This is a genomic window from Luteimonas sp. R10 (assembly GCF_045689605.1).
In the GTDB taxonomy this organism is placed as follows: domain Bacteria; phylum Pseudomonadota; class Gammaproteobacteria; order Xanthomonadales; family Xanthomonadaceae; genus Luteimonas.
Map to the genome: position 1 here is coordinate 3,690,956 of NZ_CP141262.1, position 22,587 is coordinate 3,713,542.

Annotated in this window: 19 protein-coding genes and 2 riboswitches; of the genes, 10 read left to right on the forward strand and 9 right to left on the reverse strand. The window is 70.6% G+C overall.

Features of this window, described 5'->3' with window-relative positions; all coding sequences use genetic code 11:
• Positions 1–222 precede the first annotated feature (222 nt).
• The 7 genes from U3649_RS16065 (at position 223) to U3649_RS16095 (ending at position 6,174) form a co-directional block, all read left to right on the forward strand.
• Positions 223–819 (forward strand): GNAT family N-acetyltransferase, encoded by a 597-nt coding sequence (locus tag U3649_RS16065; protein WP_407352304.1) that lies wholly within the window; start codon positions 223–225, stop codon positions 817–819.
• Between the two features lie 2 nt (positions 820–821).
• Complete coding sequence (gene minC, locus U3649_RS16070) at positions 822–1,601, forward strand: septum site-determining protein MinC (RefSeq protein ID WP_407352305.1); 780 nt, start codon at positions 822–824, stop codon at positions 1,599–1,601.
• Between the two features lie 124 nt (positions 1,602–1,725).
• A complete protein-coding gene (gene minD / locus U3649_RS16075; RefSeq protein ID WP_407352306.1) occupies positions 1,726–2,535 on the forward strand; it encodes a septum site-determining protein MinD in 810 nt (269 codons plus the stop codon).
• A 3-nt stretch (positions 2,536–2,538) separates the two neighbouring features.
• On the forward strand, positions 2,539–2,802 hold the full coding sequence (gene minE / locus U3649_RS16080) for a cell division topological specificity factor MinE (protein WP_149195010.1): 264 nt from the start codon (positions 2,539–2,541) through the stop codon (positions 2,800–2,802).
• A 208-nt stretch (positions 2,803–3,010) separates the two neighbouring features.
• Complete coding sequence (locus U3649_RS16085) at positions 3,011–3,484, forward strand: hypothetical protein (RefSeq protein WP_407352307.1); 474 nt, start codon at positions 3,011–3,013, stop codon at positions 3,482–3,484.
• A gap of 16 nt (positions 3,485–3,500) precedes the next feature.
• Positions 3,501–4,181: a YrbL family protein gene (locus tag U3649_RS16090; RefSeq protein WP_407352308.1), complete on the forward strand. Its 681-nt coding sequence runs from the start codon at positions 3,501–3,503 to the stop codon at positions 4,179–4,181.
• Positions 4,182–4,221: 40 nt separating this feature from the next.
• Entirely contained in the window at positions 4,222–6,174 is a 1,953-nt protein-coding gene (locus U3649_RS16095; RefSeq protein ID WP_407352309.1) for a M2 family metallopeptidase, read from the forward strand.
• A gap of 141 nt (positions 6,175–6,315) precedes the next feature.
• Here the strand turns inward: U3649_RS16095 and U3649_RS16100 are convergent, their stop codons facing one another.
• From U3649_RS16100 to U3649_RS16135, 8 genes are all read right to left on the reverse strand, one after another.
• A complete protein-coding gene (locus U3649_RS16100; protein WP_407354643.1) occupies positions 6,316–7,563 on the reverse strand; it encodes a multidrug effflux MFS transporter in 1,248 nt (415 codons plus the stop codon).
• 8 nt (positions 7,564–7,571) lie between these two features.
• Complete coding sequence (locus U3649_RS16105; RefSeq protein ID WP_407352310.1) at positions 7,572–8,006, reverse strand: VOC family protein; 435 nt, start codon at positions 8,004–8,006, stop codon at positions 7,572–7,574.
• 157 nt (positions 8,007–8,163) lie between these two features.
• Positions 8,164–9,360, reverse strand: a complete 1,197-nt coding sequence (locus tag U3649_RS16110; protein WP_407352311.1) for a Wadjet anti-phage system protein JetD domain-containing protein — start codon at positions 9,358–9,360, stop codon at positions 8,164–8,166.
• The gene (locus tag U3649_RS16115; RefSeq protein WP_407352312.1) at positions 9,357–12,791 is read right to left on the reverse strand and encodes an SbcC/MukB-like Walker B domain-containing protein; all 3,435 of its coding nucleotides are present in this window, start codon (positions 12,789–12,791) and stop codon (positions 9,357–9,359) included. Before U3649_RS16115 ends, U3649_RS16110 begins: the two co-directional genes overlap by 4 nt.
• Entirely contained in the window at positions 12,778–13,413 is a 636-nt protein-coding gene (locus U3649_RS16120) for a DUF4194 domain-containing protein (protein ID WP_407352313.1), read from the reverse strand. Before U3649_RS16120 ends, U3649_RS16115 begins: the two co-directional genes overlap by 14 nt.
• Positions 13,410–14,858 (reverse strand): Wadjet anti-phage system protein JetA family protein, encoded by a 1,449-nt coding sequence (locus tag U3649_RS16125; protein ID WP_407352314.1) that lies wholly within the window; start codon positions 14,856–14,858, stop codon positions 13,410–13,412. Before U3649_RS16125 ends, U3649_RS16120 begins: the two co-directional genes overlap by 4 nt.
• An 81-nt stretch (positions 14,859–14,939) precedes the next feature.
• Positions 14,940–15,359 (reverse strand): type II toxin-antitoxin system VapC family toxin, encoded by a 420-nt coding sequence (locus U3649_RS16130; RefSeq protein WP_407352315.1) that lies wholly within the window; start codon positions 15,357–15,359, stop codon positions 14,940–14,942.
• The gene (locus U3649_RS16135; protein ID WP_407352316.1) at positions 15,356–15,598 is read right to left on the reverse strand and encodes an antitoxin; all 243 of its coding nucleotides are present in this window, start codon (positions 15,596–15,598) and stop codon (positions 15,356–15,358) included. The genes U3649_RS16130 and U3649_RS16135 overlap by 4 nt, the downstream gene beginning before the upstream one ends.
• 145 nt (positions 15,599–15,743) lie before the next feature.
• Between U3649_RS16135 and U3649_RS16140 the strand changes: the two genes are divergently transcribed.
• From U3649_RS16140 to U3649_RS16150, 3 genes are all read left to right on the forward strand, one after another.
• Positions 15,744–16,094: a nucleotide pyrophosphohydrolase gene (locus U3649_RS16140; RefSeq protein ID WP_407352317.1), complete on the forward strand. Its 351-nt coding sequence runs from the start codon at positions 15,744–15,746 to the stop codon at positions 16,092–16,094.
• A gap of 24 nt (positions 16,095–16,118) precedes the next feature.
• Complete coding sequence (locus U3649_RS16145) at positions 16,119–17,987, forward strand: DNA/RNA helicase domain-containing protein (RefSeq protein WP_407352318.1); 1,869 nt, start codon at positions 16,119–16,121, stop codon at positions 17,985–17,987.
• A 478-nt stretch (positions 17,988–18,465) separates the two neighbouring features.
• On the forward strand, positions 18,466–20,589 hold the full coding sequence (locus tag U3649_RS16150; protein ID WP_407352319.1) for a M48 family metallopeptidase: 2,124 nt from the start codon (positions 18,466–18,468) through the stop codon (positions 20,587–20,589).
• A gap of 104 nt (positions 20,590–20,693) precedes the next feature.
• On the opposite strand, the gene U3649_RS16155 is transcribed toward U3649_RS16150, so the two are convergent.
• Complete coding sequence (locus U3649_RS16155) at positions 20,694–22,010, reverse strand: alpha/beta hydrolase family protein (RefSeq protein WP_407352320.1); 1,317 nt, start codon at positions 22,008–22,010, stop codon at positions 20,694–20,696.
• 381 nt (positions 22,011–22,391) lie between these two features.
• Positions 22,392–22,489: riboswitch (glycine riboswitch) on the forward strand.
• Positions 22,490–22,581, forward strand: a riboswitch (glycine riboswitch).
• The last annotated feature ends 6 nt before the right edge of the window (positions 22,582–22,587 follow it).

Below are 22,587 nucleotides of genomic sequence, written 5' to 3' on the forward strand. Positions count from 1 at the left end.
CGGCACGGGCCGCTCCACGCCCGGCTGGCAGGTGGCGACGCGCCGCTGCGATGTTAGGCGCAAATGCCCCCGCGCGAGCCCACCATAAGTCATGCGCCGAGTCGCCGGCGCCTGCCCGGCGTGCGATAATTCCCTGCCCGGCGGCCATGCGCCGCATCCCGTCGGGCCGGCCGCACGAAGCCGCGGCCGTTTTCGTGTGTCAAGCAGCGAGGAAGTCAGGTAATGTCGATCGTCATCCGCGACGTGCGCGAGCACGAGCTGGATTCCATCCTCGCCCTCAACAATGCCGCCGGCCCCACCATCCTGCCGCTCGACGCCTCCCGCCTGCGGCGGTTCTTCGATGCCGCCGAGTATTTCCGGGTCGCCGAGCGCGACGGCAACCTGACCGGCTTCCTGGTCGGTTTCGGCTCCGGCTCCGGCCACGACAGCAGCAATTTCCGCTGGTTCCGCGAACAACACGAGGCGTTCTTCTACATCGACCGCATCGTCGTGGCCAGCCGCCGCCGCGGCGGCGGCGTCGGCCGGGCGTTCTACGCCGACGTGCAGAGCTACGCCGAGGTGCGCTACCCGCTGCTGGCCTGCGAGGTGTTCATCGAGCACGACAACGACCCGGCGCGCCTGTTCCACGGCAGCTTCGGCTTCCACGAGGTCGGCCAGCACGTGATGCCGGAGACCGGCGTGCGCGCCTCGATGCTGACCAAGGAACTGTGCAGCTACGCCTGGGTCCGCGATCGCTACGGCGACGACCTGCCGGACACGCCCTGGCTGCGGCGCACGCGCCAGGCGTCGGCTCCCGCCCAGCGTTCGACGGGAACCTGAGCATGGCGGCGGCGAACCTCGATTTCGAGCCGGCGGGCGAACTCAAGTTCGGCCAGGTCGGCATCGCCAACCTGCGCGTGCGCACGCTGGACCCGGAGCGGCTGGCGGCGGAGATGCGCGATCGCGTCGCGCGCGCGCCCAAGCTGTTCGCCCGCGCCGCGGTGGTGATCGACTTCGGCGGCCTGCCCGCCACCCCGGATCCGGCCAGCGCGCGCGCCCTGCTCGAGGCCCTGCGCGGCGCTGGCGTGCTGCCGGTGGCGCTGGCCTGGGGCAGCAGCGACAACGAGAAGCTGGCCGCGCAGATCGACCTGCCGCTGCTGGCCAAGTTCCGCGCCCAGTACGAGCGCGAGGGCGCCGCACCCGAGCCGGTGCCCGCCGCGGCCGCGCCGGCCGCCCCGGCGGCCTCCGCCTCCCCCGCCAAGGCGGCCGCGGCCCCGGACGCGGCGGCCGCGCAACCCGGGCTGGTGCAGAACGGCGCGGTCCGCTCCGGGCAGCAGGTCTACGCCGACAACCGCGACCTCACCGTGCTCGGCGCCGTCGGCGCCGGCGCAGAGGTCCTCGCCGACGGCTCGATCCACATCTACGGCCCGCTGCGCGGCCGCGCCCTGGCCGGCGCCCAGGGCAATGACAAGGCGCGGATCTTCTGCCGCGCCTTCCAGGCCGAGCTGGTGGCCGTGGCCGGGCACTATAAAGTGCTGGAAGATATCCCCAAGGACCTGCACGGCAAGGCCGTCCAGGTCTGGCTGGAAAACGAAGAACTCAAGATCTCCGTGTTGGAATGACGTGATTCGTGGATTGGTGATCCGTGATTCGACGAAAGCAGCAACCTCCCGCGACGAATCCCGAACTCCCGAACTCCGACTACGAATCACCAATCGCGAATCACGAATCACCTGGAGAAAGACATTGGCCGAAATCATCGTAGTCACGTCCGGCAAGGGCGGCGTCGGCAAGACCACCACCAGCGCCAGCCTCGCCAGCGGCCTGGCAAGGCGCGGCAACAAGGTCGCCGTGATCGATTTCGACGTCGGCCTGCGCAACCTCGACCTGATCATGGGCTGCGAGCGCCGGGTGGTCTACGACTTCGTCAACGTCGTCACCGGCGAGGCCTCGCTGAAACAGGCGCTGATCCGCGACAAGCGCTTCGACAGCCTGCACGTGCTCGCCGCCTCGCAGACCCGCGACAAGGACGCGCTGACCAAGGAGGGCGTGGAGAAGGTGCTCAACGACCTGGCCGCGGACGAGTTCGACTACATCGTCTGCGACTCGCCGGCGGGCATCGAGAAGGGCGCGTACCTGGCGATGTACTTCGCCGACCAGGCGGTGGTGGTGGTGAACCCGGAGGTGTCGTCGGTGCGCGACTCCGACCGCATCCTCGGGCTGCTGGCGTCGAAGACGCGCCGTGCCGAGGCCGGCGAGCGGGTCAAGGAATCGCTGCTGCTCACGCGCTACAGCCCGTCGCGGGTCCAGACCGGCGAGATGCTGTCGATCGGCGACGTCGAGGAAGTGCTGGGCCTGAAGACGATCGGCGTGATCCCCGAATCCACCGACGTGCTCAACGCCTCCAACAAGGGCGAGCCGGTGATCCTGGACATGGAATCGAGCGCCGGGCAGGCCTACGACGATGCGGTGGCTCGGCTACTCGGCGAGGAGCGGCCGATGCGCTTCACCCAGCCGGAGAAGAAGGGATTCTTCAGCAAGATGTTCGGGGGTTGAGGCATGGGCCTGTTCGATTTCCTGAAAGCCAAGAAGAACACCGCCTCGATCGCCAAGGAGCGCCTGCGCATCATCGTCGCCCAGGAGCGCAGCAGCCGCGGCGCCCCGGACTACCTGCCGATGCTGCAGCGCGAGCTGTTGGAAGTGATCCGCAAGTACGTCAGCGTCGATGCCGAGGCGGTCAAGGTCGACCTGGTCAAGGACGGCTCCCACGACGTGCTCGACATCTCGGTCTCGCTGCCCGACGGGCGGCCCTCGGCCGTCTGAACGCATGACCGGGCGGCACCCGGGTTCTCCCGCGGAGGCAGCGATCCCGCCGATGGGCGCCGCGCCTGACAGTGCCCTTGCGGGAGTGGCGGCGGCAAGCCACCGGGAAGTCGCGATTGCGGGCCCCGGAGCGGAGGCAGGTCGCGACTTCCGTCGCTCCCACGATGTCGCCCCAGATGCCAGTTCCGCTGTCGCGCCATCGGACGCGGTGCTGCGCCTGCGCGACATCGGCTTCGAGGCCGCCGCCGCGCTGCTGGCGCGCCACGGCCTGGTCCTGCATCGCGTGGCCGACGGCGCGCCGATCCCCGGCAGCTACTGGGGCGAACCGGAGGCGGGCGTCATCGGCAGCGCCGTGCATGCCCGCGCCGACACCCCGGTGCATTCGCTGCTGCACGAGGCCTGCCACCTGATCGTGCTGCCGGCCGAACGCCGTGCGCTCGTGCACACCGATGCGAGCGACTCGGATGCCGAGGAGGATGCCACCTGTTACCTGCAGATCCTGCTCGCCGACGAGCTGCCCGGCGTCGGCCGCGAGCGGTTGATGGCGGACATGGACGCCTGGGGCTACAGCTTCCGGCTCGGCAGCACCCGCGCCTGGTTCGAGCGCGACGCCGAGGACGCGCGCCGGTGGCTGTCGGTGCGCGGCCTGGCCGCGCCACGGGACCCGGCCACGACGTCCTGACAATGGAGACGTGCGCATGAACGGCGCGGACCGGTGGCGGAACATGCAGGTCATCGCCCGTGGCGCCTGCCGGATCTGCGTGCGCGATCCCGGCTCGCCCGGCCATTGCCTCAAGTACGAGCTGCCGCCGGCTGCGAACGCGCGCGACCGCCGGCGGCGCCAGGTTCGCCACCTGCTGTCCATGCGTTTCGCCTGGTTCGGCGACAACCACCGCGAGCTGCGCGCCTGGCGGCGCCTGCGGGCGCGGCTCGGCGACGGCCTGTCGCCGCACGTCGCCGAATGCGAGGCCATCGTGGCGACGCCGGCCGGCCGCGCACTGCGCTGCCGCCTGGTGACCGACGGGAACGGCGAGATCGCGCCCAGCCTGCTGCAGTGCCTGTCCACCCCCGACGAAGGCATGTCCGCGGCCGCGCTGTGCGCGGCGGTCGATCGCCTCGAGGCCTGGCTGCTGGCGCAACGGGTGCCGCTGTCGGACCTCAATCCCGGCAACTTCGCGGTGGTCCGGCGCGACGGTGCGCTCGCGCTGGTCTGCATGGATGTCAAATCGGTGGTCGCGGGCAAGGAGCTGATCCCGGTATCGCACTGGTCGTGGACCTGGATGCGCCGCAAGATCCGCCGCCGCGCCCGCCGCCTGCGCGACCGCATCCGCGCGTCGATGGGTCCTTCCGCACTTGCGGCTTCCCCGGCACCGCTCTAGCCTCCCGTTTCGTTCAGCCGGCCTCATCCAGGAATCGCCCGTGACCTATCGCAAGTTCTGTCTCCTCGCCCTCGTCGCCGGCCTGGCGCTCTCCGCCTGCAAGCGCGACGACGCGCCCGCGGCCGGGCCGGCCATTCCCGAGGACGAGACCGCGGACCAGTTCATCGCCCGCGTCAACGACGAGATCCGGGAGATGTACCCAGAGCTGACCGCCTCGCAATGGCTATCCTCGACCTATATCAACGACGACAGCCAGTTGCTGGCCGCCAAGGGCAACGAGCGCTGGCTGACGCAGCTGAACGCGTGGATCGAACAGGCGCGCCGCTTCGAGGGCCAGAAGATGTCGCCCGCCACCGCGCGCGCGATCAACCTGCTCAAGCTCAGCACCGCGATGCCGGCGCCGAAGGATCCGGCGCGGCTGGCCGAGCTGACCCGCATCGCCACCAAGCTGGAAGGCATGTACGGCAGCGGCGCCTACTGCGTGGGCGAAGGCGACGCCAGGCGCTGCCGCCAGCTGGGCGAGCTGGAGGACGTGCTGCGCGAGAGCCGCGACTACGACGAGCAGCTCGACGCGTGGCGCGGCTGGCACTCGATCGCGCAGCCGATGCGCAACGACTACGCGCGCTTCGTCGAACTGGTCAACGAGGGCGCCCGCGACATGGGCTTCGCCGATGCCGGCGAGATGTGGCGCTCCGGCTACGACATGGGCCCGGCCGAGATCGCCGCCGAGACCGATCGCCTGTGGGGCCAGGTCAAGCCGCTGTACGAGCAGCTGCACTGCTACGCCCGCACCCGCCTGGAGGCCAAGTATCCCGATCGCGGCTCGGTGGAAGGCCTGTTGCCGGCGCACCTGATGGGCAACATGTGGCAGCAGGACTGGAGCAATCTCTGGGACATCCTGGAGCCCTACCCCAACGCCGGCAGCCTCGACATCACCGGCGCGCTCGAGGCGCAGCACCGCGAAGCCTTGGACAAGCGCCTGGCCGCCCTGCCCGGTCTGCCCGAAGTTGCCGAGCGGGCCGAGCTCGAGCGCCAGGCACAGGTCGACAGCGCCACCGCCATGACCCGCCGCGCCGAGGATTTCTACGCATCGCTGGGCATGCCCAAGCTGCCCGAGAAGTTCTGGAACCGGAGCCAGCTGATCAAGCCGCGCGATCGCGACGTGGTCTGCCACGCCAGCGCCTGGTCGATGGACATGGCCGACGACGTGCGCATCAAGATGTGCATCAAGCCGAACGAGGAGGACTTCACCACCGTCTACCACGAGCTCGGCCACATCTACTATTACCTGGCCTACGAGGACCAGCCGCCGCTGTTCCAGAGCGGCGCCCACGACGGCTTCCACGAGGCCATCGGCGACACCATCGTGCTGGCGATGACGCCGCAGTACCTGTCCTCGATCGGGCTGGTCGACGAGCGGCAGCAGAGCCAGGCCGGACTGATCAACTCGCAGATGCGCATGGCGCTGGCGAAGGTGGCGTTCCTGCCGTTCGGGCTGATGATCGACCGCTGGCGCTGGGGCGTGTTCGACGGCTCGATCGCACCGGACGAGTACAACCGCGCCTGGTGGGACCTGAAGGCGCGGTACCAGGGCGTCGCCCCGGCCACGCCGCGCGGGGAAGACTTCTTCGATCCGGGCGCCAAGTACCACGTGCCGGGCAACACCCCGTACACGCGCTATTTCCTCTCGCACATCCTGCAGTTCCAGTTCTACCGTGCGCTGTGCGACGCCTCCGGCTACGACGGTCCGCTGTACGACTGCAGCTTCTACGGCGACGAGGCCGCGGGCGAGAAGTTCTGGTCGATGCTCGGCAAGGGCGCCAGCCAGCCCTGGCAGCAGACGCTGAAGGAACTGACCGGCACCGAGACCATGGACGCCTCGGCAGTGCTGGAGTACTTCGCGCCGCTGCAGGACTGGCTGGAGGACCAGAACGAAGGCCAGGCCTGCGGCTGGCCGGCCGCCGCGCCGGTGGCCGCCGCGAAGTCGGAGTAGCAAGGAAGCGCTACTGCCTTGCCTGACTTGTAGGAGCGACGGAAGTCGCGACTTGGCCGAGAGCAGTCGCGACTTCCGTCGCTCCCACAAGTTTTTCGGAGACCGCTTCTTCCTCGCCACGCGCGCGACCGCCATCGCCGCCTACAGGTGCTCGGTCGGCTCCAGCCCGGTCGGCGCCTTCGGGCACTGCGGGCGGGTGCGGTCGCGGCGGAGCTCCCAGCGCCAGAATCCCCAGCCGACCAGCAGGAAACCGGCCGCGGCCAGCGCCAGGTGCAGGCCATGGTGGCTGACCAGCGGCGACAGCACGCCGGCCACGATCGCATTGAGCACCAGCCCGGTGAACGCCTGCAGCGACGAGGCCGAGCCGCGCTGGCGCGGGTACATGTCGAGGATCGCCAGGGTGACGATGGGAAACACCAGCGCGATGCCGAACGCGTTGAGCACCATCGGCAGCACCGCCCACGGCACCGCGGGATCGGAGACGACCAGGTAGTAGACGATGTTGCCGACGATCGCCACGCCGCTGCAGGCGAAGCCGATGTTGGCCAGGCGGACGCCGGTGATGCGCCCGGCCGCCCGCCCCGACACGAACGAGCCGATCATCATCCCGCTGATCATCGGGATGAAGAACCAGCCGAACTGGCGCTCGTCGAGATCGAGGATGTCCATCACGAACGCCGGCGCCGAGGCGATGAACAGGAACAGCGCCGAGAAATTGAACGCACCGGCCGCCGCCAGCCGCTGGAAACGCGAGTTGGTGAAGATCGCCACGTAATCACGCAGCAGGCGCCGGGGCACCAGGGTGCCGCGCGCCTCGCGCGGATGCGTTTCCGGCAGCCAGGCCCAGGTCGCCAGCAACAGCGCGATCGAGAACAGCACCAGGAACCAGAAGATCGCCGGCCAGCGCTCCCAGCCCAGGATCCAGCCGCCGATCACCGGTGCGATCGCCGGCGCGATGCTGAAGATCATCATCACCTGGCTCATCAGCCGCTGCGCGTCGTCGCCCTGGTAGACGTCGCGGATCACCGCGCGCCCGACGATCAGGCCGACACCGGCCGACAGCCCCTGCAGCGCCCGGAACACCAGCAGCGTGGCCAGGTCCGGCGCCAGCGCGCAACCCACCGAGGCCGCGATGAACACCACCAGCCCGACGAGGATCACGCTGCGCCGCCCGACCGCATCCGACAACGGTCCGTGCACGATGCTCATCAGCGCATAGGCGATCAGGTACACGCTGATCGTCTGCTGCATCGCCAGCTTGTCGGCGCCGAACTCGGCGCCCATCTGCGCGAACGCGGGAAAGATGGTATCGATCGAGAACGGCCCGAACATCGCCAGCCCGGCCAGCAGCCAGGCCAGGCGGCGTCCGGGCGGGGCCGGCTTCTGCACGGCGTCGTTCACGCCGCCGGCCGCGGCGCGTCGGGCGGGCCTTTCAGCTCGACCGCGTTGCCTTCCGGATCGAGCAGGTACTGCGACGGCCCCTCGCCCTCGGCGCCGTAGCGCGAGCCGAACTCGCCGATCTCGGCGCCCTGCGCCTGCAGGTGGGCGACGATCGCTTCGCGGTCGAACGGCTCCACGCGCAGGCACAGATGGTCCAGGTTGCGGCCCTCGTTTCCCGGCGCGGCGCCGCCGACGCGGCCGAGCTTGCCGTCGACGTCGACCAGGTCGATCAGCGCATCGCCGGCGCGCAGCTGCAGCAGGCCGATCGCCTCCTGCCGCTTCTCGACCGTGCAGCCGAGCACGTCGCAATAGAACGCCTGCATGCGCGCGACGTCGCGCACGCGCAGCACGACGTGGTCGATGCGAAGGGGGCGGAACGGCGGTTCGGTCATGGCGGAGCCCATCATGCGAGCAGGACCTGGACAGTTTAAGCCTTGCAACGAGAACGGAACGTTCGGCAGGCAGGCCTCACCTCTCGCGGCATGCACCACGTGCGTAAACTGCGCCCGAACCGCACCGGCCTCCTACGATTCCCCAAGACGTACCGGTTCAGCCGCTGGGCCAAGGCATCGAGCCGATCGCTTCCTGCTCCAAGGTCAGCGGATGCCGCCTGAGTGCCGCAGCCACGGCAGCCCATCCCGCTTGTTCCGCCCACCGGCACATCCGCTCCGCCGTGGCCTCCGTCGGTGATCCTGCGGAAGCAAGGGCGGCGCCGTCCAGATCGTCCGGCGACATCTGCCATGGCTTGAACTCCCGACCTGCAGTCCGCGTCTCCTGGGCCAACGCCGCCGCGATACGGAATCCGCCTTCGTCGATGTCGCCCCAATGCCAGGCCGGCGCACTCGGCGGCAACCCGGCCAGAAGACGGCGGTAGGCCACACGCCAGGCCGGCGAGGGCATACCGCCGGTGTAGACCAGCAGCGCCCCGTGCCCGAGCGCCTGCGCGGCGGCATCGTGGAAGCTGGCCAGGTTCTCTATGCTCAGCAGGTACCGCGCGGTGGTGGCGAGCGCTTCGACCGCTTGCGGAGCGAAGCCGATGAAGGGCGTCGCAATGGGAACGGCAATCCCCCCCACCATCGCCTCCCCATCGCCCGCCAGCAGCAGCGGCTGCGGTTCGCGCCGCAGGCCGAGCGCCGCCCACACATCCTCGCGCGCCAGCCCACTCGCGGCCAGTTCACCGGTCACCAGGAGTTCCAGCCACGGCGTCAACCGCTCCAGCCGCTTGCTGTCGCGGAACAGCCGCACGCTCTCGCGGCGCAGGATGCGTTCGCGCCCGGGCTCCTCGTCGACCGCCGCGGCAGCAAGGGCGGCATCGGCCAGTTCTCTCGCAGCACCCGCGTCCTGGCCGCGCACCTTGCGGCCCTGTCGCCAGCGCTCCAGCACCTGGGCAATCACCGGGAAGCGCGGCATCCATGTCGCCAGCCGTTGCTCCGCTTCACCCGCCTGCTCGTCCAGCGGCCGCACGCCCAAGTGGCGCGCCAGCGCGCCCAGATCGGCCACAGTGAGACGTTGCAGCTTCGTGCCGTCGCCCGAGCGCGAACGCTGCACCTCGATCGCACCAGCGCGTTCGGCCAGCGCGATCTCGGCATGGAACGTCTCCAGCTCCGGCAACGTGCGCAGGCCGAGGTATTCGCCCGCGCTGGCCTGGCTGCCCATCGGCAGCGACGCATGCCGGTCCGCGCCGCGTAGCCGCGCGCGCTCGGCCCGGTGCAGCAACCGCTCCAGCACGCGCCGGGCCGGGCTCACGCCGGCGACCGTTCGCGTGCGATCCGCGCAGCCTCGTCGGCAAGCAGTTCCGGATGCAGGTCGAACTGGTCGCTGCGCAGCAGCTCGCGGGCGGCTTCGGTGACATCGACGTGCTCGACCTGCACCAGGTCGTCGTCGCGGAACAGTTCGATATAGCTGTCGAGCACGCCGCTCAACGTACCCTGGGCGGTGTCGGGCGCCGCGAGCACCAGTTGCAGCCCGAGCGAACGCAGGTAATTGGTGGTGGCGCGGGCGTTCTGCGCATCGATCTTGTCGCCGAACTCGTCGAGCAGGATCAACCCCAGCCCGCCGGGATGCGCATCGCTTTTGCCGTAGGCCGCGGCCAGCGCGGCGCCGGCGATCACGTAGAGCGGCGCGCGGTGCTCGCCGCCCGAACCCGAGCGCATGCGCTCGCTCAGCGTGCCGATCACCCGGTCGTCCTGCTGGATCTGCACCTCGAAGCGGAAGAAGCGCCGGTAGTCGTCCAGCGGCGAGCCCGCGGCGCCGCGCAGCGCGGCACTGTCCTCGATCAGGTCGCGAAACGCCGGCGGCACCTCGCCGGCGCTGCCGAACAGGCCGTCCTCGGCGCCCAGGTCGGTGGCGCGCTTGATGAAGTTGTACAGGTCCCGGAACTCGGGCAGCACCTCGAAGTGGAACCGATAGCGCTCGTTGTTCGAGAACGCCGGGCTGTTGCGCAGAGTGCGGTTGAGGGTGGTGATCTGCTCGCGCAGGCGGCTGAAGTTGTCGTACAGCGCCGAGGCCACGTTGGAGCGGAACGTCTCCACCGCGGTGTCGTAGGCCCGCGCGGCGTCGCCTTGGTAGCGCACCAGCTCGGTGCCGCGCAGATGGTCGAGCTGGGCCCCCATGAGCGCATGCGCCGGCCGCCACTGGTCCGGCTCGAACTCCAGTTCCAGGTGATGGTCCTTCGCGTACTGCGACAGCGCGCTCCAGGCGTCGGGTAGCGCGCGCTGCAGTTGGCCGAGGGCGTCGGCCGCGCGCTCCTCGCAGCGCTGCTTGCGCTCCTCGAGCGTGGGATGCTTGCCGTCGAGCTCCTCGCGCTGCCGCTCCACCCGATTGGGATCGACGTCTGGATCGCCGAAAGCCTCCACCGCATGCCGTGCCGCGAGCTCCACCTGCTCGCCGAGCCAGGCGAGCTGATCGGCCGATTGCTTCGCCACGTTCGCCGCTTCGCGCGCATCGCCGGCAAGCTGCTCGATGCGCGCCTCGCCGGCCGCGATCCGCGCCTGCAGCTCCCGCACCGCCTCGCCCATGCGGACCAGGTCGGGATCGGCGGCCGCGTCGCGGCCTTCGCGCGCGTTGCGGTAGCGCTGCTCCAGCTTGCGGTGCTCCAGCGCGCGGTCGTGCAGCGCCTGGGCGAACCCGCCGTCCGCGGCCAGGCGCGCCAGCCCGCGCTGGCAGGCCTCCGCACGCTGCACCCCGGGCTCCATGCGGCGCACCTCCGCCTCGGCGGCAGCGAGTTCCTCGCGCTGGGCGCGGGCGCGCGCACGGTTGTCGGACGCGCCGATCTTCCATTCCGCCGCGGCCACCGGGCGCAGCCGCTCGATGCTGCCGCCCTTGGCCAGCACTCCGTCGCGGCTCAGGCCGCGGCGGCTCCCGATCAGCTCGACTTCGGTCTCCACGCGACGCAGGTCGCCGAACTGCCGGCGCAGGAACGCGACCGCATCGGCGTCGGCGCCATCCAAGAGAGCCGCAACGCTATCGGGCGCGGGCTCGCCGCGCTCGCGGGTGGCGCGGGCCTGGCTGGGCAGGGCGAGCTTGACGCCGTACACCGCGCGGCCGCCCTGCAGCGAGCGGTACAGCTTGACCGCGCGCTCCTCGTCCTCGATCGGCACCAGCAGCGCCTCGACGTTGCTGCGCAGGTAGGCCTCGATCGTCCCCTGCCACGCCACATCGGTCACCCGCACCAGGTCGCAGACCGGACGCGCGGCGATGCCCGCGTCCTGCAGGTAGGACATCAGCCGTCCGACATCCGGATGCAGCTCGGCCTGACCCGCGGCCAGCCGCTTCTGGTTCAGCCGCGCGGTCGCGAGCCGCTCGCCGGCCTTCTCGAACGCGGTTCGGCACTCGCGGGCGTGGCCCTCCACCGCCGCCATCAGCGGAGCGGCTGCGGCCAGCGCCTGCTGCGCCTGGGCGTGCAGCGCCTCGGGCGTCCACGGCAGCGCGGCGTCGCCGGGCATGTCGGCCAGCAGGTCGTACCACCCCTCCCAGGCCGCAGCGGCATTGCGCGACGCGGTGGCATCGACGGTCGGCAGGTCCAGCCGGCCGATGTCGCGCAGGCGTTCGCGCACGAACGAGATTTCGGCCAGCAGCTCGCGCTGCAGCCGCTGCAGCTGCTCGCGGTCGCGCCCGGCCAGCTCGTCGAACCGCGCCTGCTCGCCGTAACCGGCGCTGCCCTGCAGCCGGGCGTTGGCACGCTCGTATTCCTCGCGGGCCAGGTCGCGGTCGGCGCGCACCCCTTCCAATTCGCGCCCCACCGCGGCCTCGCGCGCGCGCGCCGCCTCCAGCGCTTCCTCGGCGGTCGCGACCTGCTCCTCCAGCAGGTCGCGCGCGTATTCGGCGCCCAGCGCCCGGTACGACGCGGCGCGCACCGCGTGCGCGGCGACCTTCGCGTACTGCCGCTCAACCCCCTCGGCCGTCTCGATCCGCTGCGCCAGCTGCTCGATGCGCTCCTTGATCTGGCGGAAGGTCTCGAGCAGCCCGCGGAAGCGCGCCACGTCGGTCGGCCGGTCCTCGGCCACCAGGGTGCGCACCCACAGGTCGATGTCGTCCTGCTTCTGCAGGTTGAGCGCGTTCTGGAACGCCTTGCGGTAGGCGTGGATGTCCGGGTGCATGCCCGGCGCCGCGCGCAGGCGCAGCAGCAGGTCCCTGACGAAACGCTCGCTGGTGGTGTGCAGTTCGATGCCGGTGCCGGCCTCGCGGCAGCGGCGCGCGGCCAGTTCCCGGAACGAGACCCAGGCCAGGGGCAGTTCCCTGCCGCCCGCGCGCTCCACGTGCTCGTCCAGCTCCAGTGCCACGCCCGGCAGCAGGTACATGCCGTGCACTCGATGTTCTGGCTCGTCGACGGACGCGCCCAGGGCGATGCCGGCCGTCAGCGGCATTCCGCTGGCCTGGTCGCGAAACACCAGACTGATGTAGGTGGTGGCGGTGCGGCGCTTGCGGCCGTCCTCGCCGCTACGGTAGGTGCCCAGGCAGTAGTCGCGGATGGTGCGCGCGCGGTGGCTGCCGCCGGCCTGGGCGTTGAAGCGGATGCGCCCGCGGTCGCCACCCAGCAGCACGATCTGCAGCGCGTCGAGCAGCGCGCTCTTGCCGGCGCCGTTCGGGGCGATGATGGCCGTGGTGGCGTCCAGCTGCAGCGTCTGTGCCTCGAACAGGAAGAACTGCACCAGGTGCACGCGCTCAAGCAGCTGCATCGTCGTCCTCCGCGGCCGCGTCGTCGCCTTCGTCCGCGTCGTCGGCGTTGTGCTGGTCGAGCCGCTGCAGCCACTGCTCGCCGACGATCTCGACGATCGCCGGCCGCACCAGCAGGTGGAACGGCTGCGGGTCGTCGCCCTCCGACTCCACCAGCCGGCACACGCCCCAGCGCCGCAGCGCCCGGCCCAGCTGGCGCAGCGCGCCCACCTCGGGCATGGCGCGTCCGGCCAGCGCCTGGTAGGCCTCCTGCACTTCGGGCAGCTCGGCCACCACCTCGCCGTGTTCCTCGATCCTGCCCTGGCGGAACGCCTCGTCGTAGCGCTGGCGCAGCACCAAGAGCAGCAGGGTTTCCTCCAGCGTGACCGGGGTGCCCTCGGCATGCGCGGGCAGCGCCACCAGGTAGCGGTGCTGAGCGTTGCGCTGCAGGCGGATGCCCAGCGGCTGCAGCGCCGCCGCGAAATCCTCCAGGTGCGCCTCGACCAGGTGATAGGCCACCTTCGAGCCGCGGTCGGCGGCGTACAGCACCTGCTCGGTCACCAGGCGGTAGGCGGCGCGTTCGAAGTCCTGCACCGCGTACATGCCGTTGGACGACTGGCTGAGCGTGTTCCAGCTGCGCTTCATGCGGACTTCCGAATGCGCTCGACGACGAAGCGCGGCGCGCGCAGGTAGCGCCCGGCCGAGCCCGCTCCATTATCGTCGCCGCCGTCGACCAGTTCGACCCGGAATCCGCGCTGCAGCCGCGACAGCGGATCGTCGCGGCGCAGGCCGCCGACGCGGTGGCCGCGCAGCGCCAGCGTGACCAGCACCTGATAGGCGCGCAGGTCCGCGATCGTGGCGATGTCCAGCCGGGTGGATTCAACGCGACCCTCTGCCGGCAGGTGGCGGCCGACGTAGCCCGCCAGGTCCTCGGCGGTGACCAGGCGCGACCGCTTCATCCGCCGCAGCAACGCAAGGCGCGCCAGCTGTTCCGGCGTGGGCGGCGTGGTGGCGTTGGCCGAGCGCGCGATCGGCCGCGGCCTGCGTCGCGGCGGGCGCAGCCGCTCCACGTCCATCAGCCCTCCGGGGCCGACCGGCAGCCGCAGCGCCTCCTCGGGCGCGCGCTGCACGCCGCGGAACGCCCGCCGCAGCAGCACGTCGAGCCGGTCCGGCGCGCGCAGGCGGTAGTCGAGGAAAGCCAGCGCGCGTCGGTTGGCCTGGCGGATGTCGTCGTCCAGCCGCGCCAGGTAGTCGTCGATGCGGTCGAGCTCATACAGCCGCCGCAGGCTGCGGTTCAGGCGCGACGCCGCGCGCGCGGTGTCGCCGGCCGCGACGTGGTCGCGGTACCAGGCCAGCAGCCGATTGCGCAGTTCGGTGCCCTCCACCTCGCGCGCCATCGCCAGGATCGCGCTGCGCCGCGCCAGCGGATGGTCGGCGCGGTGCAGTTCGGCATAGTCGCCGATGAAGAACTCGCCGACGTAGCGCTCGAACCACGCACGCGCGAACTGCGCGGTGGTCTCGGCCCGGCTGAGTTCGGGCATCAAGTCGCGCACCTGCAGGCTCATCGACGACAGCGACACCAGCAACCGGCGCGCCTGGTCGGCGGCCTCCTCCAGCGCCTCGCCGCCGGCCTTGCCCTGCACCACCTGCTGCAGTTGCAGCTCGATCGAGCGCACCTTCGCCGAGACGAAGGTGGGGCCGAGCTCGCAGAAGCCGATCAGCGTGGACAGCAATTGCGCTGCCACCGGCGGCATCGACACCATCTCGCGCGCGCCCAGGCGCTCCTGGCGCAGCCAGCCGGCGGCGCGGAAGCGCTCGTAGATGCCATTGGCGCGCACGTTGAGCGGCGCATCGGGCGCATCGCCCTCCTCGTCCTCCCAGGGATCGTCGCTGAGCAGGTAGCGCTCCACCGCCGCGGTGATCTCGCGGCGCGGGATGCCGTGGCTGGGCGGCACCGGCGCATCGGGGCCGAAGAACTCGTCGAACAGCCGGCAAAGCAGCTGCCAATAGTGCTCGCGGTTGGCCGAGGCCAGCGGGCCGAACAGGCCGCCGGGGATCAGTTCGAACAGGGCGGGTGGTGGCTGGGACATGGTGGCGATCGGGGTCTGCTCAGCAGTCTGGGGCGCGCAATGTCGGCGCAGCGGGAACGAAGGGGCGCATCGTGGTGCCCGTCAGCCATCGGCCGGCGTCAGCCAGTTTTCCAGCTGCAGCCCCGGGACACGCGCGAACTCGCGCACGTTGTCCGTCACCAGTACGGCCCCGAGTGCGCGCGCCTGGGCGGCGATCAGCAGATCGTTCGGCCCGATCGGCGTGCCTGCGCCTTCGAGCGTGCTGCGGATGTCCGCATAGTGGATCTCCGACGGCGGCTCCAGGGGCAGGACCGGAACCTGGCTCAGGATCAAGTCCAGCCGCTCTGCCAAGCGATGCCCTGGTACCCGCCTCACGCCGAAACGCAACTCCGCGGCGACCACGATGCCGAGCGCGATCTGTTCCAGCCCCACCTGCGCCATGCGCCGCGCCACGGCGCCCTGGGGGCGGCGCATGAGATCGGACACCACGTTGGTGTCCAGCAGATAATGCGGCGTGCTCACAGCTTGGGATCGTCAAGCGGCAGCAGGCCCTCGTCGACGTCAGGGAATGCCTCGTCGATCGGCTCGAGCGTCGCCAATATCTCCAACAGATTGCGCCTGGGCTTGACCGGCTCGATCACCAGTCGCTCGCCCTCCTGACGCATGATGGCCTCGTCACCCGGCAACTCGAACTCGCGCGGAATGCGCACGGCCTGGTTACGGCCGTTGCGGAAAAGGCGGACGTGGCGTTCGGCTTGCATGGGGTACTTCCAAATTCGGCATATGCCGAAGCATATGCTGATGGATGCCGGCGGTCAACCGGCGCCGCCGGCCGGGACGCCCGATCTGGCGCGGCGGCCGTGGCTGCGCCCACTGCGCTACCCTTGGGCCGCACCGGGAGACGACATGCCCAACGACATCCAGGCGCTGCAGCAGGCGCTGCGCGAGTTCGCGCGGGAGCGCGACTGGGAGCAGTTCCACTCGCCCAGGAACCTCGCCACCGCCCTCTCGGTGGAAGCGGCCGAACTGCTGGAGCACTTCCAGTGGCTCACCGACGAGCAGAGCCGGACCCTGGCGCCGGACAGGGTGGAGGCCGTCGGCGCCGAAGTGGCCGACGTGTTCCTCTACCTGCTCCAGCTGGCCGATCGGCTCGGCATCGACCCGATCCAGGCCGCCCGCAGCAAGCTGGAGGTCAACGCCCGCAAGTACCCGGTCGAACTGGCCAGGGGCAGCAGCGCCAAGTACACCGATTTCTAGCCGTCCGGACCACAGGGGAAGCGGGTGATCGTCTACCAGGCGACGAAGTCGAGATTCGTGCAGGACATCGACGCGCTCGGCATCGAGTACCAGATCGCCAGCGCCTACCTGAAGAAGACCGGGCGCTACGCGCCGGATGCGGAACTGCGCGCCTGGCGCGGCTCGCTGAAGGCCATGGCCTCGGTGCTGCGCGACGACGGCATCCCGGACGATACCGGGGTGGGCATCGAGTTCGGCATCCCGCAGACCTCCAAGCGCATCGACTTCCTGCTGTCCGGCCATGACGGCGACGGCACCGCGCACGTGATCGTGGTGGAACTGAAGCAATGGTCCTCTTCGACGCTGAGCGACAAGGACGGCATCGTCGTCGCGCGCCGCGGCGGCGGCGTGCGCGAGACCGAGGGCCCGCACCCCTGCTACCAGGCCTGGTCGTACGCCGCCCTGCTGGAAGGCTTCAACGAGGCCGTGCACGAAGGCGGGATCGGCCTGCGCCCGTGCGCCTACCTGCACAACTACGCGGACGACGGCGTCATCTCACACCCGCACTACGCACCCTACCTCGACAAGGCGCCGCTGTTCCTGCGCGGCAGGGACGAACAGGACCGCCTGCGCGACTTCATCAAGCGCCACGTGCGCCGCGGCGACAACGCGGCGCTGCTGTACCGGATCGACAACGGCCGCATCCGCCCCTCGAAGATGCTGGCCGACAGCCTGGCCACGATGCTCAAGGGCAACCGCGAGTTCGTGCTGATCGACGACCAGAAAGTGGTCTACGAGACCGCACTGGCCCTGGCGCGCGGCGCCACGGCCGGGCGCAGGCAGGTGGCGATCGTCGAGGGCGGCCCGGGCACCGGCAAATCGGTGGTGGCGGTGAACCTGCTGGTCGAACTGACCCGTCTCGGCCTGGTGACCAAGTACGTCTCCAAGAACGCCGCCCCGCGCGCCGTCTACAAGGAGAAGCTGCGCGGCAGCTTCCGGCAGGTGGAGATCTCCAACCTGTTCTCCGGCTCCGGCGCCTTCACCGACACCCCGCCCGACACCTTCGACGCCCTGATCGTCGACGAGGCGCACCGCCTCAACCAGCGCTCCGGCCTGTACGGCAACCTGGGCGAGAACCAGATCAAGGAAGTCATCGCCAGCGCCAAGTGCACCGTGCTGTTCGCCGACGACGACCAGATGGTGACCCTCAACGACATCGGCCACACCGCGGAACTCGAGCGCTGGGCCGACCAGCTGGGCGCGCAGGTCACCCGGCTGCAACTCGCCTCGCAGTTCCGCTGCAACGGCTCCGACGGCTACCTCGCCTGGCTGGATCACACCCTCGGCATCCGCGAGACCGTCAATTCCACCCTCGACCCGGGCGACTTCGACTTCCGCATCGTCGACTCCCCCACCGAACTGCACGCCCTGATCGCCGAGCGCAACCGGCACGACAACAAGTCGCGCGTGGTCGCCGGCTACTGCTGGGACTGGCGGAGCAAGCGGAATCCCGACGCCTGGGACATCGAGATCCCCGAGCACGGCTACCGGCGCCGCTGGAACCTCGACAAGGACGGCAGCCTCTGGATCGTCGCCCCCGACTCCGTCGAGGAGGTCGGCTGCATCCACACCTGCCAGGGCCTGGAGCTCGACTACGTCGGCGTCATCATCGGCCCGGATCTGCTGGTCCGCGACGGCCAACTGGTCACCGAGCCGCGCAACCGGTCGCGGATGGACCGGTCGATCCGCGGATGGAAGACGATGATGAAGTCGGACCCGGAGGGAACGGCCCGGCGGGTTGATCGGATCATCCGGAATACCTACCGGACGCTGATGACCCGCGGGATGAAAGGGTGCTATGTGTACTGCACCGACGACGAAACTGCCGCGCGGCTTGGGCAGCGACCTTGCTAGCAGCAAAGGTCCGCTTTCGGCCTTGGATTCAACCGATCGACGCAACGACTTGCCGATATCGCTCGGCTGGCGTCTCGTAGCCTAGCGTCTTCCGGGTCACCGTCACGCTCAAAAGATACTCGTCCCAGACGACGCCGGTTGCCCGATCTTGGCGCTGCGAGTAGCCAGAAGCCACCACGGTCTTCGCGGAGTGGGTTGGGTATGGAAGGCTTCGCCGATCAGGAAAACCGTCTACTCCGGATCGAAGGCGGACATCCTCAGCCGGATGCCTCCCGCCGCCTTAATTTCCTCCGTCCCGTTATCGGTGCGTGCGGTGTCCGGAAGGATTTTGTATGCTCGGGCGGCGCGACGACTCGCAGGGGGCTGTGGAGCGTCGCGCCTGCGGGCCGTGTCCAGCGCGCCGCCGATGGGGATGCACCAACACCGAGTCGTGCCCGGCCCTCCCGCGCGCGCAGGGATGCTGATGGACACGATGGTGATGCCCGCTTCGACCGCCCCGGCGGAATCGCCGGCCGGACTGATGCGCGCGATGGCGCCCGGCTCCGTGCCGCGCCCGGCGCGGCGCCCGCTGTACTCGATCCTGCTCTGGCTGGTGGCGCTGCTGTCGTGCCTGTTGCCGGTGGTCTATTTCGGCCTGGTGGCCGGGCTGGCGTGGCTGGGCTACACCTACTACGCCGAGTGGGCGCCGCGCGGCATGAGAGGCCTGTGGACCGTGCTGGCCTGGGTGGTGCCCGGCTTCGTCATCGGCGTGCTGGTGCTGTTCCTGCTCAAGCCGCTGTTTGCGCCGCGGGCCAGGGTGCCCGATGCGGTGCGGCTGCCGGGCGAGGAGTCGGCGTTCCGCGACGCGGTGGTGGCGCTGTGCGGCGCGGTCGGCGTGGCGCCGCCGCGCGAGATCTTCCTCAGCCACAGCGTCAATGCATGGGTGCAGTTCAGCGCCGGTCCGGCCGGGCTGGTAGGCGGCGCCAGGACGCTGACCATCGGCCTGCCGCTGGTGGCCGGGATGACGGCGCGCCAGCTGGTGGGCGTGCTCGCGCACGAGTTCGGCCACTTCGCGCAGCGCGGCGGCATGCGCGCGGCGCACGTGATCAACCATGTGAACCGCTGGCTGGAATCGCGCGCCTATCACCGCGACGAATGGGACGAGCGGCTGCAGCGCTGGATCGACGGCGACGGCGACGACGATGGCGGCAACCTGTTCCAGCTGATGTGCGTGGCCACCCTGTTCTGCCTGGGGCTGACGCGGGTGCTCCTCCGCGCGCTGTTCCAGATCAGCTTCCGGATGAGCCGGCGCCTGTCGCAGGAGATGGAGTTCGACGCCGACCGCTACGAGGTCGCGGTTGCCGGCAGCGACAACTTCGCCGCCACCGCGCTGCGCCTGCGCGCGCTGTCGCAGGCGATGCTCGAGGTCGAGGACGCCAACCGGAAGGCCTGGCGCGAGGGAAGCCTGGTGCGGGACCTGCCCACCGCCGCAGCGTTGCGGCTGGGGCAGTGGCGCGCCGAGGACTGGCAGGCGATCGAGCGCCAGCTCGACAACGACGACGAGACCCGCTTCTGGGATTCGCACCCCGCCGACCAGGCGCGGATCGCCAACGCGGTCTCGCGACCGGTGGCAGGCATGTTCCTGGACGAGCGCCCGGCGGCGGCGCTGTTCGCCGATTTCCCGGCGCTGAGCCGGCGCGTGACCGAGCACTACTACCGCCAGATGGCGCTGGAGTTCGGCGCGCGCAACCTGGTCGAGCCGGCCCAGCTCCTCGGCATGGGCGAGCTGCCGGAGGATCTCGCGCAGGGCTGGAAGCGCTTCGCCAACGGCATGCTCGGCACGGTGCCGCTGCTGGATCCCTCCGAGGGCGGGTTGCTGCCGGCGGCCGGCTTCGACTGGCAGGGCTGCGTCGACGAGCTGCGCCGGCTGGGCCCGGACGCCGCCGACCTGTGGCCGCGGCTCGAACGCGCGCGCGCGCGTGGCGACGAACTGGAGCTGTGGGTGCGGCTGGTGGACCTGGACGTGGATTTCACCATGCCCGACGGCTCCGATCCCGACCCGGCCGCGCTACGCGGGCAACTGGGCGCCTGCCGCGACCGCAACTCGGCCGACCGCAAGCTCGCGGTGCGCATCCTGGGACTGTTCGCGCGACGTTTCCAGCTCGCGGTCGCAGCGCTGGCCGAGCCCGAGCGCTCGCAGGCGCAGGCCAAGCTGGCGCTGCTGCAGCAGCTGCACGATGGCTGGTCGAAGGTCGAGCGCCTGCTGTCCGAAGGCCGCATCTGCCTCCGCCTGCAAGGGGGCATGACGCGCGACGCGGATGGATTGCGCGTGCGCGTCTACGCGATGGCGGAGCAGTACCGGCGGGACTTCGAGTGGGCGCTGTCGCAATTCGACGCGGTCATGCTGGCGGACGGCTCGAGCCTCGGCCGGCGCCTGCGCAGCCGCTGTGGCCGCATGTCGTCGGCCGGCGGCGATCCGTTCGCGTTCGTCCACGTCACCGCACCCGTGGAGGACGCCTATCTCGACCTGTACCGGCGCGAACTGGCCGAACTGGCGCTGCTGGCCGATGCGGCCGAACGCGGGCACGGGATCCGTCCGATCCGGCTGTTCCAGGGCCGTTGATGCGGCCCGGCGCGGAGACAAGGGGACGGAGGATCTGCCCGCACCGTCCTCCTGGGCACCGCATCCCGAGCCGAACGGCATCCCGCGGGCCATAGCGGGTCGCCCTAAGGGTGCGAAGACAACTCGGCCGTCCCATAGCCCGGCTGCAGCGGTCCGCCGCGGATGAAGTCGGCCATCAGCCGGAAGTAGCCCTCCGGCTGGCGGGTGGAAACGCGCTCGCCGTCGGCGCCGGTCTCGAACTCGTACATGCCGTGGTCGGCGTCGGGGAACAGTGCAGTCACGATCGGCTTGCCATCGCGCTGCAGCGCGGCCAAGCGACGCAGCGTCTCGCCCGGCGGGGCATCGCGGTCCTGGCCGCCCAGTGCCCAGAGCTGCGGCACGTCCAGCGTCTCCAGCACCGGCATCGGGTCGTAGTGCGCGGGGATGCCGTACACCAGCTGCGGGGCCTCCTTGCGCACGGTCGCTTCGTCGTTGCCGAGCAGGTACCAGCTGAAGTTGCCGCGCACCGACCGATACCAGGGTTCGTCGCCGTACTTCGCCTTCACCGCTTGGAGCTGCTCGTAGCCTTCGGTGAAGCCGCTTGCGATCACCCGCGCGGTGGCGTCGGCGATTTCCATGGCCCCGGCGGCGGCCTCCGGGCCGAAGCCGCCGCGCTGCATGTCGAAGGCGATGGCTTCGCGGTCCTCCTCCAGCGGCGAGACCGCCAGCCCGAAGCTGGCGATGACGAAGTCCACCGGTTCGATGCGCGCCGCCAGCGGCGCCACCCAGCCGCCCTGGTAGCCGACGCGCCCGGCGCGCGCGCCGGCCAGGCGCCGCGCCTCGCGCATGGCGTGGATGGCGTCGACCGCCAGCGTCAGGTAGTCCTGGGTGTAGCGGCCATCCGAGGCGCCGGTGCCGCGCTTGTCGTAGGCGAACACGCCGATGCCGGCGCCGGCGAACTCGCGCTGCAGCGAATACCGCTCCAGCGCGGAGTCGCGCTCGGCGCCGTGCACCAGCACCACCAGCGGCACCGGGGCGTCGCCTGGGGGAAGCGTCAAGCGCCCGGCCAGGGTGACGCCGCTGCCCTGGAAGCGGGTGTCGATCTGCTGCAGCGGCACGCGTTGCCCGGGCGTCCGGTCGAAGCGGATGCCGCCCCGCCCGCAATCGGTGAAGGACACGCGATGCCCGTCCGGCCGTTCCGTCCAGCCCAGGGTGCTGGTCCAGGTGCCGTCGCCCTGCGGCGTGAGCGCCCCGGTGCGGCCGTCCGTGGCGCGCCATCGCAGTTGGCCCTCGGCGCCGGGGCCGATGTCGAGCATCTCGCCGCCATCCAACCGGTAACTGCCGACCTCGCAGGGCGGCGGCGGTTCCGACGTCGACGCCTGTCCGGCCAGCAGCGCGCCTGCGAGCGCGCCGGCGCCCAGCCATGACCGCTTCGAACGCATGTTGCCTTTCAAGTCGGCGACCTCTCTCCGTGACGACGGCCACAGCCTGTCACGGCCTGCGCGCGCCCCGCCACCGGCAGGCGACGAAGACGCCGAATGCGGTGACGGATCGCCGCGCTGAGGGGCCGGAAGCGGCTGGGCACGGTCGGGTGTGGCGGTGATCGGGAGCGTCTGCGGCCGATTCGCGGCTAGCCCGGGCGTTGCCGGCTGCATCGGCGCATGGCGCGCCTACAGCAAGCGTTTGCTATTCATTGGCGAAACCCGTGGCGACGGCCCATTTCTCACCGCGGCGCTCCCACGGGCAGCGCCGCGCCGGCCGATGAACACGGGCGGCGGGAGCCGGCGCGGCATGCGCCGGACCGCCTATAATCGTTCCTGCAACACCCTCCGACGGGAGAAGCAGGCCCCGGCCCACCGGACGCCCGCTGCCGAAGGCGCAACGCCCGTAATCGCTCAGGCTCACGTACCGCCGGCGGGGACAACTCTGGAGAGACCGGTTCGATCCGGCGCCGAAGGTGCATGGGAGGGGCTTCGCTCCCTCTCCGAACTCTCAGGCAAAAGGACAGAGGGGCGTCCT